14 protein-coding genes, 1 other RNA gene and 1 pseudogene are annotated in these 15,228 nt (G+C 72.9%); 8 read left to right on the top strand and 8 right to left on the bottom strand.

Annotation, left to right across the window (positions count from 1 at the left end; genetic code table 11):
* Nucleotides 1–115: 115 nt before the first annotated feature.
* Nucleotides 116–916, bottom strand: a complete 801-nt coding sequence (yaaA, locus tag QBL25_RS14310) for a peroxide stress protein YaaA (protein ID WP_409057422.1) — start codon at nucleotides 914–916, stop codon at nucleotides 116–118.
* A 627-nt stretch (nucleotides 917–1,543) separates the two neighbouring features.
* Here yaaA and QBL25_RS14305 point away from each other — a divergent pair.
* Nucleotides 1,544–2,986 (top strand): RNB domain-containing ribonuclease, encoded by a 1,443-nt coding sequence (locus QBL25_RS14305; RefSeq protein WP_409057421.1) that lies wholly within the window; start codon nucleotides 1,544–1,546, stop codon nucleotides 2,984–2,986.
* A gap of 48 nt (nucleotides 2,987–3,034) precedes the next feature.
* Here the strand turns inward: QBL25_RS14305 and QBL25_RS14300 are convergent, their stop codons facing one another.
* Both QBL25_RS14300 and QBL25_RS14295 read right to left on the bottom strand, forming a co-directional pair.
* Complete coding sequence (locus tag QBL25_RS14300) at nucleotides 3,035–3,976, bottom strand: hypothetical protein (protein ID WP_409057420.1); 942 nt, start codon at nucleotides 3,974–3,976, stop codon at nucleotides 3,035–3,037.
* Nucleotides 3,977–4,008: 32 nt separating this feature from the next.
* Entirely contained in the window at nucleotides 4,009–4,842 is an 834-nt protein-coding gene (locus QBL25_RS14295) for a MerR family transcriptional regulator (RefSeq protein WP_409062644.1), read from the bottom strand.
* A gap of 416 nt (nucleotides 4,843–5,258) precedes the next feature.
* On the opposite strand from QBL25_RS14295, the gene QBL25_RS14290 reads away from it, so the two are divergent.
* From QBL25_RS14290 to rnpB, 3 genes and pseudogenes are all read left to right on the top strand, one after another.
* Nucleotides 5,259–6,110 (top strand): AraC family transcriptional regulator, encoded by an 852-nt coding sequence (locus QBL25_RS14290; protein ID WP_409057419.1) that lies wholly within the window; start codon nucleotides 5,259–5,261, stop codon nucleotides 6,108–6,110.
* Nucleotides 6,111–6,129: 19 nt separating this feature from the next.
* Nucleotides 6,130–6,909, top strand: a pseudogene (locus QBL25_RS14285) (DMT family transporter); the annotation flags it as partial.
* Nucleotides 6,910–7,030: 121 nt separating this feature from the next.
* An RNA gene (rnpB, locus tag QBL25_RS14280) (RNase P RNA component class A) lies at nucleotides 7,031–7,450 on the top strand.
* Between the two features lie 67 nt (nucleotides 7,451–7,517).
* On the opposite strand, the gene QBL25_RS14275 is transcribed toward rnpB, so the two are convergent.
* Nucleotides 7,518–8,450 (bottom strand): glutaminase, encoded by a 933-nt coding sequence (locus QBL25_RS14275; RefSeq protein ID WP_409057418.1) that lies wholly within the window; start codon nucleotides 8,448–8,450, stop codon nucleotides 7,518–7,520.
* Nucleotides 8,451–8,799: 349 nt separating this feature from the next.
* On the opposite strand from QBL25_RS14275, the gene QBL25_RS14270 reads away from it, so the two are divergent.
* On the top strand, nucleotides 8,800–9,204 hold the full coding sequence (locus QBL25_RS14270; protein WP_409062643.1) for a hypothetical protein: 405 nt from the start codon (nucleotides 8,800–8,802) through the stop codon (nucleotides 9,202–9,204).
* Nucleotides 9,205–9,276: 72 nt separating this feature from the next.
* On the opposite strand, the gene QBL25_RS14265 is transcribed toward QBL25_RS14270, so the two are convergent.
* Entirely contained in the window at nucleotides 9,277–10,041 is a 765-nt protein-coding gene (locus QBL25_RS14265) for a hypothetical protein (protein ID WP_409057417.1), read from the bottom strand.
* Between the two features lie 344 nt (nucleotides 10,042–10,385).
* On the opposite strand from QBL25_RS14265, the gene QBL25_RS14260 reads away from it, so the two are divergent.
* Nucleotides 10,386–11,450, top strand: coding sequence for a phosphotransferase family protein (locus QBL25_RS14260; RefSeq protein WP_409057416.1), 1,065 nt, complete (start codon nucleotides 10,386–10,388; stop codon nucleotides 11,448–11,450).
* Here QBL25_RS14260 and QBL25_RS14255 read toward each other — a convergent pair.
* From QBL25_RS14255 to QBL25_RS14245, 3 genes are all read right to left on the bottom strand, one after another.
* Nucleotides 11,423–12,241: an SAM-dependent methyltransferase gene (locus QBL25_RS14255; RefSeq protein ID WP_409057415.1), complete on the bottom strand. Its 819-nt coding sequence runs from the start codon at nucleotides 12,239–12,241 to the stop codon at nucleotides 11,423–11,425. The two genes, QBL25_RS14260 and QBL25_RS14255, sit on opposite strands and share 28 nt — an antisense overlap.
* Before the next feature lie 19 nt (nucleotides 12,242–12,260).
* Entirely contained in the window at nucleotides 12,261–12,788 is a 528-nt protein-coding gene (locus tag QBL25_RS14250) for an AAA family ATPase (protein WP_409057414.1), read from the bottom strand.
* 135 nt (nucleotides 12,789–12,923) lie between these two features.
* Entirely contained in the window at nucleotides 12,924–13,460 is a 537-nt protein-coding gene (locus tag QBL25_RS14245) for a DoxX family protein (RefSeq protein WP_409057413.1), read from the bottom strand.
* Nucleotides 13,461–13,654: 194 nt separating this feature from the next.
* Here QBL25_RS14245 and QBL25_RS14240 point away from each other — a divergent pair, with 194 nt between their 5' ends.
* Together QBL25_RS14240 and QBL25_RS14235 are read left to right on the top strand one after the other, a co-directional pair.
* Entirely contained in the window at nucleotides 13,655–13,978 is a 324-nt protein-coding gene (locus tag QBL25_RS14240) for a nuclear transport factor 2 family protein (RefSeq protein WP_409057412.1), read from the top strand.
* A gap of 147 nt (nucleotides 13,979–14,125) precedes the next feature.
* Complete coding sequence (locus QBL25_RS14235; RefSeq protein WP_409057411.1) at nucleotides 14,126–15,118, top strand: aldo/keto reductase; 993 nt, start codon at nucleotides 14,126–14,128, stop codon at nucleotides 15,116–15,118.
* Nucleotides 15,119–15,228: the final 110 nt, after the last annotated feature.

Raw genomic sequence — 15,228 nt, 5'->3', positions numbered from 1 at the left:
AAAGGGCGTTGCGTATGATGCAACGAACCCTCCCGCACCTCAGTGAATCCCGCGCCGCTCAGTGGATTTCGCGCACCTCAGTGAAACTCCCGCACCTCAGTGGAACTCCCACACCTCAGTGAATCTCGCGCACCACGACATCGAGCGCCCAAGCCTTGCCCGCCTTCGCGGGAGCCTGCGCCTCGACCACGTGGCCGAGGTCCCGCAGGGCCTCCACCAGTTCGGCCGGGTCCTTCGGCTGCGTGCCGGTCTCCAGGAGGGAGCGGACGATGCGGCCCTTGGTGGCCTTGTTGAAGTGCGAGACGACGGAACGCTTCTCGACGCCGTCGACCAGCTGCGCGTGCAGCACCCGCACGGTCGCCGTACGGTCCGCGACCTCACCCTTCGGCTTCCACGCGGCCGTGTACGCGGATGACCGCAGGTCCAGCACGAGACCGTCGCCCGCGGCTTCGGGCATCGCGGCGGCCATCGGCGCACGCCAGTACGCGCCCAGCGCACCGAGCCCCGGCAGCTTCACGCCCATCGAGCAGCGGTACGAGGGGATGCGGTCGGTGACGCGGACGGCGCCCCACAGCCCGGAGAAGACCAGGAGCGAACGGGCCGCGCGGCGCTTGGCGGCGGCGTCCAGCGTGGCGAGGCCGAGGGCGTCGTACAGGACGCCGGTGTAGATCTCGCCTGCGGGGCGCGCACCCGCCGTACGCAGCTCGGCGTTCTTGGCGACCTCGCCGCGCAGGCCCTCGCTCAGGCCGAGCACTTCACGCGCCTTCTCCTCGTCCGCCACGCAGAGCTCGACCAGCTCGTCGAGCACGGCCTGCCGCGCGTCCGCGAGCGCCGGCAGGGAGAGCGACTCCGGCTTCAGGGGGGTGCCACGGCCGGAGGACGCCTTGCCTTCGGAGGGCGGCAACAGGACGAGCATGGATCTCCTTCAGGTTCTACGGGGAGGGGATGCGGCCCCGCGGCCAGCGTAATCGCCCCCAAGCCCCACCCAACGCATGCCGCCCCAAAGCCAAGCTCCCCCCAGGACCCCCTGACCCGCACCCGCACCCGCACCCCCCGCACGACACCCCCCGAACCGACCGTCCCCCACGACCCCACCCGAGCCACGCCCCGCGCCACCCTGCCCCGCGCCACCCGGCCCCGAGCCGTGTCCCGCGCCGCCCCGAGCTGCCCGACCCCTGGACCCAGCCACCGCGCTGCTCCGCGTTCGAGCCCGCCACCGTGCCGCCCTGTCTGCAAGTCGCGCCCCCATGCCGGCCCTGCCCCGAACCACCCGGCCGTCGCGCCCTGCCGCCTCTGACCTGTTGCTCCCACAGCGCCGCCCCGTACTCCAGCCGCAACCGCAGCCGCACCTGTCCCGCCCCGAGCGCACCGCCTCACCTGCCCCCCGGGGATCGCACCGCCGTGCCACCTCGCCACCGAGCCACCCCCAGCCACCCCCCGCGACCCCCGAGGCCTCCCCGCCCCCGAGCCGCACACCTGCGCCGCTCCCGCCCCTCAACCCGGCCACCGTGCCGCCCAGCCCCCCGCCGCCTACGCTCGACCCATGCCCCGTCGCCATCTCCGTGTGACCGGCGCAGCCGAAGCCCCGTTGCGGGGGGCGCTGCGTGAGCTGCGTACGACCTTGGATGTTCCCGAGGGCTTTGCCGGGGACGTGCTCGCCGAGGCGGAACGCGCCGTCGTCGCGCCCCGGCTGCCCGCGTACGACGCGACCGACGTCCCCCTCTTCACCATCGATCCGCCCACCTCCGTCGACCTCGACCAGGCCATGCACCTGTCCCGGCGCGACGCCGGCGGCTACCGGGTGCGGTACGCCATCGCCGACGTCGCCGCGTACGTCACGCCGGGCGGCCCCCTCGACTCCGAGGCGCACCGGCGCGTCACCACCCTCTACTTCCCCGACGAGAAAGTGCCGCTGCACCCCACCGCGCTCAGCGAGGGCGCCGCCAGCCTGCTGCCGGGCCAGGACTGCCCGGCGGTCCTGTGGACCATCGACCTCGACGGTGAGGGCCGCGCCGTCTCCACCGACGTGCGCCGCGCCCTCGTCCGCAGCCGCGCGAAACTCGACTACGACGGCGTACAGCGGTCCATCGACGACGGCACCGCCGAGGAGCCCCTCGCCCTGCTCGCCGACATCGGCCGGCTGCGCGAGCAGCTGGAGATCGAGCGGGGCGGCATCTCCCTCAACGTGCCCGAACAGGAGATCGTCGAGCGCGACGGCACGTACGCACTCGACTTCCGCGCCCCCCTCCCCGCCGACGGCTGGAACGCCCAGATCTCCCTGCTCACCGGCATGGCCGCCGCCGAGCTGATGATCCGGTCGGGCGCGGGCATCCTGCGTACCCTGCCCACCGCTCCCGACGGCGCCGTCGGCAGACTCCGCCGTACCGCGAAGGCCCTGAAGGTCGACTGGCCCCACCACGTTCCGTACGCCGAGCTGGTCCGTTCCCTCGACCCGCGCCAACCGCACCACGCCGCGTTCCTCCAGGAGTGCACGACGCTCCTGCGGGGCGCGGGCTACACCGCCTTCAGCGGCGGCGAGGTCCCCGACCTCACCACGCACGCGGCCGTCGCCGCCCCCTACGCCCACTGCACCGCCCCGCTGCGCCGCCTCGTCGACCGGTACGCCTCCGAGCTGTGCGTGGCCGCGGCCGCCGGGGACGAGCCCCCCGAGTGGGTGCTCGCCGCGCTGCCCGAGCTGCCCAAGGAGATGGCGGAGGGGACGCGGCGCGCCAACACCGTGGAGCGCGAGTGCGTGGACCTCGTGGAGGCCGCGCTGCTCAAGGACCGGGTGGGCGAACTGTTCGACGCGGTGGTGGTGGACGTCCAGGAGCGGGAACCGGCTGTCGGCACCGTCCAGTTGACCGACCCCGCGATCGTCGCCCGCATCGAGGGTGGCACGGGCGCGCTTCCCCTGGGCGAGCGGCTACGGGTCCGCCTCACCCAGGCCGACCCGGGGACGGCGAAGGTGCGGTTCGCGCCTGCGTGAGGGTGCGCGTCAGTGGGAGGGGCCGGGCTAGGTGGTGGGGGGCCGCGCCTACGTGAGGGGCGGCGCGGGCGCCTGCCCCGGGGTAGCGGGCCCTCGGGTGCCGCGCCCCGGGGCGACAGGCCCCAAGGCCCCGACCCCCGGAACCACGGCCCCCGGAGCCACAGCCGTCGGAACCACGGCCCCCGGAGCCACGGCCGTCGGAGCCACGGCCGCCGAGAGCACCTTCCGGACGGCGGCCAAAAGCTTCGCCGGCTCGTCCGAATGCAGCCGTACCGTCGTCACCTCCCGGCGCCCGCCGAGAAAGCCGACCGCCGTGACGGGCTCCGTCAGCTCCAGCGTGAGGGACGTCTGCGAGGCGACCGGGATGTCGAGCACCCCGTCCGCGGCCTCGTGCGTGAACCGCCGCTCACCGCTCGCGGAAGCGATCAGGCCCAGCGGTATCCGCAGGTCGCGGTGGGCGCCGTGGCGCACGCGCAGTGCGTCGGCGGACAGCACGTGCGGCCGGGTCACGGAGGCCGCGTGCACGCCGAGCATCAGGACGACGCCGTAGACGTCGATGAAGAGAGTGATGGCGTGGAGCGTGGGAAAGTTCCGCAGCAGCACGGCGAGCCCGACGGTCTCCACGACGCAGACGAACACGAAGCCGTACAGCATCGCGGCCTGATCGCGGGCGTGCCCGAAGGCTAGATCCCCCTCCCGCACCCCGTGCCGCCGCCGCGTCACCCACAAGGCCAGGCTGGTCAGCGCCCGCACCTCGTGCGCGACGATCCGCCGCACCGGCTCCGGCACGACCTCGGTGACCGCCGCACGCCCACCCCGCCGGTACACGAGCGTGAGCAACACGCCCTCGGTCACGAGCAGCGCCAGAGCGACGGCCTCCACGCCGATCAGTACGTTCACGGGAAGCGGGACCCCGCCCAGCAGGCAGGTCAGAAGGACGGCTTCCAGCGGCAGGAGCACCCAGGCGAGCCCCCGCACCAGCCCAGTCACGCGCCCCGCTCCCCGCCCCGCCCCCAGCCTCCTCACCGCGCACCCCGCTCGATCAGCAGCCGCATCGCACGCTGCACGGCCGCCACCTGCGCGGGCGCGAACTCCGAGAAGAAGGCCTCCAGGAACCGGTCATCGCCCGAGCCGACTCCCTCGGCCACGGCCCGTACGCCCTGCGTGCCCAGCTCCTCCAGGAGGGAATCGGGCAGCGCCCCGGCGAGCGCCCGCGCGGCCTCGTCCACGGCTGCCTCCGTACGGGGGTCGGCGAGGTCGGCGAGATCGGCGTACGCGAGGGCGTCGAGCAGCGCGTACACCTCGTGCGCGCGCTCCACCGCCCCCGGAGTGGTCAGCGCCGGACGCAGCGCGGCGAGCAGCTTGTCCCGGTCCTCCGGGCGCGCGGTGGTGTCGATCAGCGCGAGCAGCTCCCGGTCCTTCACGGCCATCGGCGACTCGGGCCCCTCGCGGCCGGGGGTGGAACGGGCCACTTCGGCGAAGAACTCGCCCAGTTCGGGGGAGACCGGCCCCTCGGCGGACAGGACCCCGCGCCTCGCGTCGTCCAGGAGGACCCGCAGCCGCTCCCGCCGCTCCCGGATCGCGGCCTCCTGCCGGGCGAGATCCGCGTCCAGCTCACCGAGCACCTCGGCGAGCTCGCGCCCCGCGTCGTCCGCGAGGACGTCCCGCACCTCGGCGAGCCCGAGTCCCAGCTCGGTGAGCCGCCGGATCCGCGCGAGCGCGACGGCGTGCCGCAGCCCGTACTCGCGGTACCCGTTGGCCCGCCGCTCCGGCTCGGGCAGCAGCCCGAGGTGGTGATAGTGCCTGATCGCCCGCGTGGTGACCCCGACGACCCCGGCGAGCTCACCGATCCGCATCCCGCCCTGCCCGCTCGTTCCGTTCATGAGGCCAGTAGAAACGTTGACGCTGCGACAAGGTCAAGCCCAACCGCCACGCACCCCACCGACGAGCCGAAGCCCGCCGCACGCGCCCCTTCGGCAAGGCGGTGCCCCTCCCCGGGCCGTTCGGCTTCGAGCTGGAGACGGCCGAGTTCGGCTGACCTCGGAAGGGTCCGTACGCCGCATGCGTTGCACCCCCCGAGAGGCGACGACGGGGGAGCGGCATGAGCGCGGGAACGGTGCACGGCGGCGGCAGCGGGGGCGGCATCCCCGGCAGCGGTGGCAGCGGGGGAAGCACCTGCACTGGCGGTGGCGGTACCGGTGGCAGCGGTGGTAGCGGGGGAAGCACCGGCATCGGCGGTGGCCGCAGCGTTCGTGGGCGCGGGGAGCACGCCATGTGGACCCGCGCCTCCCTGGGCCCGGGCGGCAGCGCACCCCTCGACCTCCTCACCGCCCGTTTCGACCGGCACCGCTACGCCCCGCACTACCACGAGGAATTCACCGTCGGCGTCTGCGTAGGCGGCTCCGAGGTCATCGACTACCGGGGCGGGCGGCTGGACGTGGGCCCGGGGTCCATCGTCGTGCTCGCCGCCGGCGAAGTGCACACCGGCGGCCCGGGCCACCAGGGCGGCTACGCCTACCGGGCGATGTACCCCGCACCGCACCTCCTCGCCGAGGGCACCCTGACCGCACCGAACTTCCGCGACCCGGTCCTGGACGACCCCGAGCTCGCCGCGGCCCTGCGCGCCGCCCACACCGAGCTCAGCGGCCACCCCGACTCACTGGAGACCGACCCGCTGGAGGCCGAGTCACGCCTCCCCTGGCTGCTCACCGCCCTCGCCCGCAGACACGGCTCCGCCCGCCCCCTGTGCGACACGGTCCCCGGCGCCGACCGCATCGCCCGCGCCGTGCGCGACCGGCTCGCCGACGAGCTCCTCGCCCCGCCCTCCCTCGCCGAACTTGCGGCACCCCTAGGCCTCTCCCGCTACCAACTCCTGCGCGCCTTCCGTACGTCGACGGGGATGCCGCCGTACGCCTGGCTCGCCCAGCACCGCGTGACCCGGGCCCGCGCGCTCCTGGACGGAGGGCTGCGGCCCGCGGAGGCGGCGTCCCTAGTGGGCTTCGCCGACCAGGCGCACCTGACCCGGTGGTTCCGCCGCATCCTCGGGGTGACCCCGGCGGCGTACCGGCGAGCCGCGTTCGACCGGCCCTCGTACCGCAACGGCGTTCAAGACGGCGGGCGCTGACCGGCCGGAAACTGCCCGCATGACTGCACGCGGCTGGTTCCTCTTCTCCGTGATGGGCGTCCTCTGGGGCATCCCGTATCTGATGATCAAAGTGGCGGTCGAAGACCTCTCGCCGTCGATGGTGGTCTTCACCCGCTGTGCGCTCGGCGCCGCGCTGCTGCTGCCGTTCGCCCTGCGGCAAGGAGGCCTCACCCGCGTCCTGCGCGAACACTGGAAGGCGATGCTGGCCTTCGCCTGCATCGAGATCCTGGGCCCCTGGTGGACCCTGACGGACGCCGAGCGCCACCTCTCCAGCTCCACGGCGGGCCTGCTGATCGCCGCCGTGCCGATCATCGGCGCCCTGCTGGCGCGCTTCTTCGGCGACACGGAGCGGCTGGGCGCGCGCCGCCTCGCGGGTCTGGGCCTCGGCCTCGGGGGAGTGGCGGTCCTGACAGTCCCGCACCTCACCGGCGGTGACGCCTGGTCCCTCACGGAGGTCCTGCTCACCGCGCTCGGCTACGCGATCGCCCCCCTGATCGTGGCCCGCCACCTGAAGTCGGTGCCCACGCTCCAGCTGATCGCGCCCTGCCTGACGCTGGCGGCCGCGGTGTACGCCGTCCCGGCGGCGATGACCTGGCCCTCCGCCGTCCCGGACGCCCCGACGCTGGCCTCCCTGGCGGGCCTGGGCGTCATCTGCACGGCCCTGGCGTTCGTCGTCTTCCTGGAACTCATCCGCGAGGCGGGCCCGACGCGAGCGGTGGTCTTCACCTACGTGAACCCGGCGGTGGCGGTGGCGGCGGGCGTGGCGTTCCTCTCCGAACCCTTCACGGCGGGCATCGCGGCCTCCTTCGCCCTGATCCTGGCGGGCTCGTTCCTGGCGACGGGGCCGTCCGCGGGCCGGGGAGCGGGGTCGAGGCGGGTAGCATGGTCGGCACGGCAGACGAGCCGGGCGGACGGCCGCGTGAAGCTCCCCTCACCAGGGGCTCTTCCCGAGGAACGTCCGGGCTCCACAGGGCAAGGTGGTGGCTAACGGCCACCCGGGGTGACCCGCGGGACAGTGCCACAGAAAACAGACCGCCGGAGGCTTCGGCCCCCGGTAAGGGTGAAACGGTGGTGTAAGAGACCACCAGCGCCTGAGGTGACTCAGGCGGCTAGGTAAACCCCACCTGGAGCAAGGTCAAAAGGAAGCGCCGCTTTGCGAAAGGCGGCGGTTCTGCGCGGACGTTCGAGGGCTGCCCGCCCGAGTCCGCGGGTAGACCGCACGAGGTCCGCAGCAATGCGGACCCTAGATGGATGGCCGTCTCCCCGGCCGCCGCAAGGCGCCCGGGCGACAGAACCCGGCGTACAGCCCGACTCGTCTGCCGCTTTTCTCTCCGGGGTTCGTGGCCGGGGTTCGTGGCTCCCCCGTGGTGGCTTCCGCCGGGGTGTTCAGAACACCGACAGGCCCGTCAGGGTGGTGAAGCGGTCCAGGGCTGCTACTCCCGATACCGAGTTGCCGCGTTCGTCCAGGCCCGGGCTCCAGACGCAGAGCGTGCAGTGGCCGGGGACCACGGCGATGATGCCGCCGCCCACTCCGCTCTTGCCGGGCAGGCCCACCCGGTAGGCGAATTCGCCCGCCGCGTCGTACGTGCCGCAGGTCAGCATGATCGCGTTGACCTGCTTGGCCTGGCTGCGGCTGAGCAGGCGGGTGCCGTCCGCGCGGATGCCGTGGCGGGCCAGGAAGCCGGTGGCCAGGGCCAGGTCGGCGCAGGACGCCTCTACGGAGCACTGGCGGAAGTACTGGTTCAGGAGCACCGGCACGGGGTTGGCGATGTTTCCGTACGACGCCATGAAGTGGCCGAGCGCCGCGTTGCGGTCCCCGAACGCGGACTCGGAGGCGGCGACGCTCTCGTTGATCTTCAGCCCGTCGTTGCCGCTCTCCGCGCGCAGGAGTTCGAGGAGCGTGGCCGCCGCGTCCCCCGTCTGGGTCTGGAGGCGGTCGGTGACCACGAGCGCGCCCGCGTTGATGAAGGGATTGCGCGGAATCCCGCTCTCGTACTCCAGCTGCACGAGCGAGTTGAAGGGGTTGCCGGAGGGCTCGCGGCCCACGTGGCTCCACAGGGCGTCGCCCTCGCGCGCCAGGTCGAGCGCGAGCGTGAACACCTTGGTGATGGACTGGGCGGAGAACGGCTGCCGCCAGTCGCCCACCCCGTATACCGTGCCGTCCGGCTCCGCCACGGCCATGCCGAAGCGGCGCGGGTCGCAGGCGGCGAGCGCCGGGATGTAGTCGGCGGGCTTGCCGCGCCCCGGCGTCTTCTCGATCTCCGCCGCGATGCGGTCGAGGACCGGCTGATAGGTCTGGGGCGAGGTCATGATCGCCATTTTGCCCTGGTCGGGGCGGTGCGGCCGAAATTGGCCGTAGCATGTCAAGGATTTCCGAGTGTCTCTTGTGACCTCTAGGGGCTCGTGCCTCAATGAGCGCGGTACGAGACGCTGACTGTGCGTCAGGTTGTTGGAGCGTCAGAGCGCTCAGAGCGTTCAGTCGGCCAGTCGGCCAGTTGGTACGTCTCGTCCCTCCCCCTCGGTAATCCCCCCACTTGAAGGCAGGCCCCCCATGAGGCATGGCATTCGTGCAGTCGGTAGGCAAAGCAGATTCGGTGCGGCCAAGTTCGGCGTGGCCAGGTTCGGGGCCGGGTCGGCGCTCGGGGTCGGGCTCGTCGCCGTCGGGGCGATGGTGCTCGCGCCCGCCGCTACCGCCGTCACCCCGGACACCGCGACCATCTCGTTCGACTGCGGGTCGTACGGCTCGGGCTCGGCCACGCTCAAGGCCACCCAGGACGGCACCGCCGCCACCATCAGCGTCTCCACCTCGGCGATCTCCGCCCCCATCGACATCGCCGCCAACTCCGTCGACTCGACCCTCACCCTCACCAAGAACGGCACGGACACCGCCACCTTCACCGGCAGCTCCAACCCCGCCATCCCCGCCGGCGGCGAGGTGTCCACCGGGCCGCTCGACGGGACCGTCGCCACCGGCGACAGCCTGGAGGGCAAGTCCCTGACCGTCGTGGTCCTCGGGATCAGCGTGACCTGCAACGCCACGTCGGCGCAGGCGCCCGGGCCCTTCGTCTTCTGAGGCCGGCTGCCCTCGTTCTGATCTCTTCTGATTTCGGCGGCTCGTGCGGTCTTCTCCGCGGGGCGGCGGCGCTCAAGCCCGGGCGTCGCCGCCCCGCTCGTCCGTCTCCGCCTCCGGCGCCCCCGTCGCCAGCGGGCGCCAGTACTGGTCCTTGCCCTCGTCCCGTACGACAAATCCCAGACCCTGAAGCGTCTCGGCGAGGTCCCTGACGTCCTCCTTGGCCTCGCTCTTCAGCGCCACCTTCCGTGCCGCGAGGACCGCCTGCGGCTCGGCGGGCAGGCCCGGAGCCCCGGGGATCCAGCGCCGGAACAGGGCCGCGTGCGGGTCGGCGTCCCGCCACGGGTAGCCGTGCGAGCGGAACGCCCGCGCCACTGCCGGTGCCCCCGCCTTCCGCTCGCCCCGCGCGAACTGACGTGACGTCTCGTCAAGGACCACCAGATCCTTGCCGTCCAGGAACACCGCGGAGACGCGGGCGCGTTCGATGGTCCGCGTGTGGGCGTGCTGCTCGATCTCCAGCTCCCGGTCGGACAGCCTCAGCTTCGGGGTCTCCTCCATGTCCGTGACCGCGAGCAGGGGCCCGGCCACCAGACCGACGCCCACCGCGACCGCCGTCTGCCACGGCTCGTCCAGCGTGCCGACGAACGTGACGCCGTCCCGCCAGGGCAGCACCGGCAGATCGCTCAGCCACCGGGCCAGGGGCGGCAGGGCGAGCCCGAGCACGAGGCCGAGGACCGGCATGCCGATGAGGATGGTCAGCAGGTCGCCGCGCGGGTAACCGAGGACCGTCGTCCGGTCCTTGCCGAGCGGGACGGGGCCGAAGTGCTCTTCGCTGGTCATGTCCTCGACGCTAGGCGGGCGGGTGCCCGCGGGGGAGCGGCCGAAAGTCGATGAGCCGCAGACTTCGGTCGGTATCGCCGCCCCGTCCGTCCGCCCGTTCCGTCTCGGTGTCGCGGTATCGCCGCCCCGTCCGCCTCGTCCGCCTCGTCCGCCTCGTCCGCCTCGTCCGCCTCGTCCTCCCCGTCCGTCCCGCCCGTCCCGTCCGTCTCGGTGTCGCGAGCGTTGGTGTCGCGAGCGCGAGCGCGTGCGGTACGTGTCGGTCGTGCGGCCGGCTCCTCGCCGTACGCGCCGGATCGCCCGTAAATACGTTGCCGCCGCCCCGACCCCCTCCTACCGTGCCGATCATGCTGCCCCCCGTGGACACCGACGAGCAATGGGATGTCGTCGTCCCCGACGAGGCCGTCATGCGGCCCGGCGTCGAGGAACTCTGCCGCAGGCTCGGCCTCGCCGGAGCGCCGCTCGACCGGTTCACGGAGGGGACACAGCCCGTCTACGCCGTCGGGGACGACCTCGTGCTCAAGCTCTTCCCCGGCGCCGCTGCCGACGACGGCCTCGTCGAGGAGCGGGTGTTGAGCCATCTTCAGGGGCGGCTGCCCGTCCCCACACCGCGGGTGCACGCGTCCGGGGCGTACGAGAACGGCTGGCGGTACGTGCTGATGTCCCGCCTGCCCGGCGACGACCTCGCCGCCGCCTGGCCCCGCATCCCGCACGCCGACCGGGAGCGTCTGGTCACCGAGGCGGGGGAGGCGCTCGCCGCGCTGCACGCCCTGGACCCCGGGCCCCTCACCGATGTGCTCGGGCCCGGCGACTGGGGAGCCTTCCTCGACCGGCAGCGCGCCGTGGCCGTCCGGCGCCAGCGGAAGTGCGGGCTGCCGGAGAGCTGGGTGGAGCAGATCCCCGGTTTCCTGGACGCGGTGCCGCTACGGGCCGACGCGCCTCCCGCCCTCCTGCACACCGAGTTCATGCGGCAGCATCTGCTGGTCAGCCCCATGGGCGGCGACATGAGCCCCGTAGACACCGCAGGCCTCGTAGACCCCGCAGGACACTCAGACCCCACAAGCCCCACAGGGCACTCAGGCCCCGACGCTCCCGCCCGCCCCCTCGGCGGGCGGCCTCACCTCACCGGGCTCTTCGACTTCGAGCCCGCCATGATCGGGGACCCGGCGTACGACTTCGTCGGCGTCGGCCTCTTCGTCACGCGCGCGGAACCAGGGCTCCTGGGCCGCTTCATGCGGGCCTACGGCCGTGTCTTCGAGCCGCGGGAACTCCTCGCCCACACCCTGCTCCACGTCTACAGCAATCTGCCCTGGTACCTGCGGGAGCTGCCCGCCCCGCCGGAACCGACGCTCGACGCGCTGGCCGAGGCGTGGTTCGACGGGTCTCAGGCCACCGGCATCAAGGTCAGATAGGCGATCCCGAGCGCCTGGCGGTAGCCCCGCAGCCAACTGGAGCGCTGGCGGTCGACCTTCTCCCGGGTCTCGGCTGCCAGCGGGTGGCCGGGGTGGGCGGCCAGCCATTCCTCCACGTCCGCGCGGTAGCCGGACTCGAACTCCTCCCACTCCTCCGCGCTCGCCGTCTCCACCCACACCGGACGGAAGCCCGCGGCGATCGCCGCGTCCACGAGGTCGCCCAGGTAGAGGTGCTCGCCGACGTGGGCATCGGGCCACATCCCGGAGAGTTCGTCGGCGGTGGGCGTGCGCTGCCAGAAACCCTCGCCCAGGACGACGCGGCCACCGGGGTTGACCAGGCCGCGCAGTGCGCGCAGGGCCGCCTCGGTGTGGCCGGGCGGCTCGGTGGAGCTGAGCGCGTGGCTCGCGCCCAGACACAGCACGAGGTCGGCGGGCCCGCGGGTGGTGTCCGTCGCCGACTCCTCGACGAAGGAGACCCGCTCGGCCAGGCCGCGCTCCTCGGCGGCGGCCCGGCCCCTGGCCAGGTCATCGGCCGAGAGGTCGACGCCCACGCCGGTGGCGCCCGGAGCGGCTTCGAGGACGCGCAGCAGCAACTCGCCCCAGCCACAGCCGAGATCGAGCACCGAGCCGGCGGCGGCCCCGGGCGCGGTGCGCTCGACGATACGGGCGGCCCTCGCCTCGGAGAGCGGGCCGTGGAAGGTGAGGCGGGTGAGACGGGGCGGCAGGTTCTGGGCGGTGGCGGTCTCCTGGGTGGAGGCCTCGGGCTGGGGTGCGGAGGGGGTGTCGGTCATGGGCGCGGACGCTATCCGCTCAACTCCTCTCCGATCCAACGACTTTCGCCGCGATGCGCCGCGCGACCTCGTCCGGCGGCGTGTCCGTCGTGTCGATCACCTCGCCCGCCCGCCGCAGCCAGGGCAGCGCCTCCTGGTAGGGGACGACGTGGGCCAGGCGCCAGGGGACGAAGGCCGGGGTGTCGGCCTCGATGCGCCGGGTCAGGGTCCCGGAGTCGGTGTGCAGCACGAAATGGTGGACGGGGACGTCCAGTTGGCCCAGCCCTTCGTGCAGCTCCCGCCAGTACTCCTCCACGAGCACCGTCTGCGGCACGACCAGCGTCCCGCCCTTGTACGCGAGCAGCTGCCGCGCCGTCTCGACGACCAGGGCCCGCCACGGCGGCCAGTGCTGGAAGTCGGCCTCCTCCTGGAGCGGGCCGAGGACGTGGTGCAGCATGTACCCGACCTCTTCGGCGTCGAAGAGCCGGGCGTCGGGCAGCAGCCGGACCAGTCCCTCGGCCGTGGTGGTCTTGCCCGCGCCGAAGCTGCCGTTGAGCCACACAATCATGGTGGCCAGGCAACCACGTACGCCGTGAGAGGACCGTCAGGTCCCGTCCCGCCCTGCCCTTTTAAGTGTCCGATTCACGTGCCGATTCACGTGCCGATTCACGTGCCGATTCACGTGCCGATTCACGTGTCCGATTCACGCGTCCGACGTGCTCTCCTGCTCCCGTACGTTCTTCGTCCGCGAGCCCACCGTCACGAGCACGCCCAGTGCCGTGCCCGCGAGGGCGGCGGGCACCATCCAGTTGCGGTTGAAGGTGTGGCCGAGCGAGGAGTCCAGGGAGTAGGCGCCGGGGCCGGTGACGGCGAGGGCGGCGGAGACCAGGCCGAGGAACGCCGGGTACTCGTAGCCGCCGCCCTGGCTGAAGAAGCCGTTGGGGGCGTGGACCGCGGTCGCCCCGGCCATGGCGCCCGCCGCCGCGGAGCCGGCCGCCGGGGTCGCGAGGCCCAGGGCGAGCAGCGTGCCGCCGCCGGCCTCCGCGAGCCCGGCGATGACGGCGTTCGCCTTGCCGGGCTTGTAGCCGATGGACTCCATGAAGGCGCCCGTGCCCTCGATGCCGTGCCCGCCGAACCAGCCGAAGAGCTTCTGGGCGCCGTGCGCGGCGAGGACGCCGCCGGTGCCGACGCGGAGCAGCAGAAGGCCGAGGTCGCGTCGGTCGAAGCAGGAACGGGTCATGGCGCTGTCTCCTGAGGTGGGAGGTGGGAGGTGGGAGGTGCGAGGCTGGAGGTGCGAGGTGGAGGCGACGCTGGTGCGTGCCTGTGCTCGTCCCTCCACCGTCCGTCAGAGCCGGGCCCCGCACCCCGCTCAATCGGCCGTACGGGTGACCGCGTCCGGTGGCGCGGCCGGGCGGCCGGTGTGACCGTGGGCGCATGAGCATTCAGGTAAACCGGCTCTCCGACCCGACGGTCAGGGCCTTCGTCACCGCCGTGAACTCGCACGACCAGAGTGCCTTCGAGGCCCTGCTCGCCCCCGGCGCGACCATGTCCGACGACGGCACCGACCGGGACATCGCCGAGTGGACGGAGCGCGAGGTCTTCTCCTCGAACGGCCACATGGACGTGGAGAACGAGTCGGACGGCGGACGCGCGCTGCTCGTCTCGTACCGCAACGACACGTGGGGCGAGATGCGGACCAAGTGGCGGTTCACCGTCGAAGGCGGGAAGGTCTCCCGCTTCGAGACGGGCCAGGCCTGAATCCCCGCATCGGGCTACCGGCTTACCGACAGGTTCACGTTCACGTTCACGTTCACATCCACGTCCACGTCCATGTCCACGTCCACGTGCACATCCACGTCCGCGCCCTTGCCTTCGTCCGCGCTTCAACTCCTAGCGTGCACAGGCATGGAGACGACACGCAGGACATGGGGACGCGGCGGCATCGAGGTCAGCGCGCTCGGGCTCGGCTGCTGGGCGATCGGTGGCGAGTGGTCGGGGCCGGGCGGTGAGCCGTACGGCTGGGGCGCGGTCGACGACGAGGAGTCGGTGCGGGCGATCCGGCGGGCCGTCGACCTGGGCGTGACCTTCTTCGACACCGCGGACAACTACGGGACCGGGCACAGCGAACGGATCCTCGCGCGCGCCCTCGGCGCGCGGCGGGACGACGTCGTGATCGCCACGAAGTGGGGCAACCTCTTCGACGAGGAGACGCGGACCGCGCTCGGAAGGGCGGACGACTCGGCCGCGTATGCGCGCCGCGCCCTGACCGCTTCCCTGAAGCGGCTCGGTACGGATCACGTCGACCTCTACCAACTGCACATCGGGGACGCGGACTTGGTGCGGGCCGCCGAACTCCGTGACGTGTGCGAGGAGTTCGTACGCGAGGGGCTGATCAGGGCGTACGGCTGGAGCACGGACGACCCGGCCCGTGCTGCGCTGTTCGCCGGGGGTCCGCACTGTGCGGCGATCCAGCACCGCTGCAACGTGCTTCAGGACGCCCCGGAGATGCTGGCGCTGTGCGCGGAGTCGGGGCTCGTGAGCGTGCTGCGGAGTCCGCTGGCGATGGGGTTGCTGACCGGGAAGTTCGGCGGCGGGCGCGTGCCGACGGCCGGAGACATCCGCAGCGCGCCGCCCGCGTGGCTGCCGGGCTTCGGTACGGGCGGGGGAGCGGATCCCGCGTGGCTGGGCCGGGTCGAGGCGGTGCGGTCGGTGCTGACCGGCGGTGGGCGGACCCTGAGCCAGGGGGCTCTCGCATGGCTCTGGGCGCGCAGCCCGCAGGCCGTGCCCGTGCCGGGATTCCGGACGGTCGCGCAGGTCGAGGAGAACGTGGGGGCGCTGCGGTACGGGCCCCTGACCGCAGGGGAGTTGACCGAGGTCGACCGGATCCTGGGCAGGTGAAAGGAGCCCTCAGGTGAAGGGAGCCCTCAGGGGAGCGGAGCCCCCTCACCCCTCGACCAAAGTCTGTGAGTCTTCATCTGTGAGTCTGAGTCTTCATAGGGCCCCCGGGG

The sequence above is a fragment of the Streptomyces sp. SYP-A7185 genome (assembly GCF_046103685.1).
In the GTDB taxonomy this organism is placed as follows: Bacteria; Actinomycetota; Actinomycetes; order Streptomycetales; family Streptomycetaceae; genus Streptomyces.
Note: the sequence above shows the minus strand (reverse complement) of the source record. Positions and strands in the feature narration are given on the sequence as shown.

Coding starts and splice junctions, on each gene's coding strand:
- QBL25_RS14275 (WP_409057418.1), bottom strand. CDS start 8,450: ATGGCGATCATGACCTCGCCCCAGACCTATCAGCCGGTCCTCGACCGC.
- QBL25_RS14290 (WP_409057419.1), top strand. CDS start 5,259: ATGTGGACCCGCGCCTCCCTGGGCCCGGGCGGCAGCGCACCCCTCGAC.
- QBL25_RS14255 (WP_409057415.1), bottom strand. CDS start 12,241: ATGACCGACACCCCCTCCGCACCCCAGCCCGAGGCCTCCACCCAGGAG.
- QBL25_RS14260 (WP_409057416.1), top strand. CDS start 10,386: ATGCTGCCCCCCGTGGACACCGACGAGCAATGGGATGTCGTCGTCCCC.
- QBL25_RS14305 (WP_409057421.1), top strand. CDS start 1,544: ATGCCCCGTCGCCATCTCCGTGTGACCGGCGCAGCCGAAGCCCCGTTG.
- QBL25_RS14295 (WP_409062644.1), bottom strand. CDS start 4,842: ATGCGGATCGGTGAGCTCGCCGGGGTCGTCGGGGTCACCACGCGGGCG.
- QBL25_RS14235 (WP_409057411.1), top strand. CDS start 14,126: ATGGAGACGACACGCAGGACATGGGGACGCGGCGGCATCGAGGTCAGC.
- QBL25_RS14245 (WP_409057413.1), bottom strand. CDS start 13,460: ATGACCCGTTCCTGCTTCGACCGACGCGACCTCGGCCTTCTGCTGCTC.
- QBL25_RS14240 (WP_409057412.1), top strand. CDS start 13,655: ATGAGCATTCAGGTAAACCGGCTCTCCGACCCGACGGTCAGGGCCTTC.
- yaaA (WP_409057422.1), bottom strand. CDS start 916: ATGCTCGTCCTGTTGCCGCCCTCCGAAGGCAAGGCGTCCTCCGGCCGT.
- QBL25_RS14270 (WP_409062643.1), top strand. CDS start 8,800: ATGGTGCTCGCGCCCGCCGCTACCGCCGTCACCCCGGACACCGCGACC.
- QBL25_RS14250 (WP_409057414.1), bottom strand. CDS start 12,788: ATGATTGTGTGGCTCAACGGCAGCTTCGGCGCGGGCAAGACCACCACG.
- QBL25_RS14265 (WP_409057417.1), bottom strand. CDS start 10,041: ATGACCAGCGAAGAGCACTTCGGCCCCGTCCCGCTCGGCAAGGACCGG.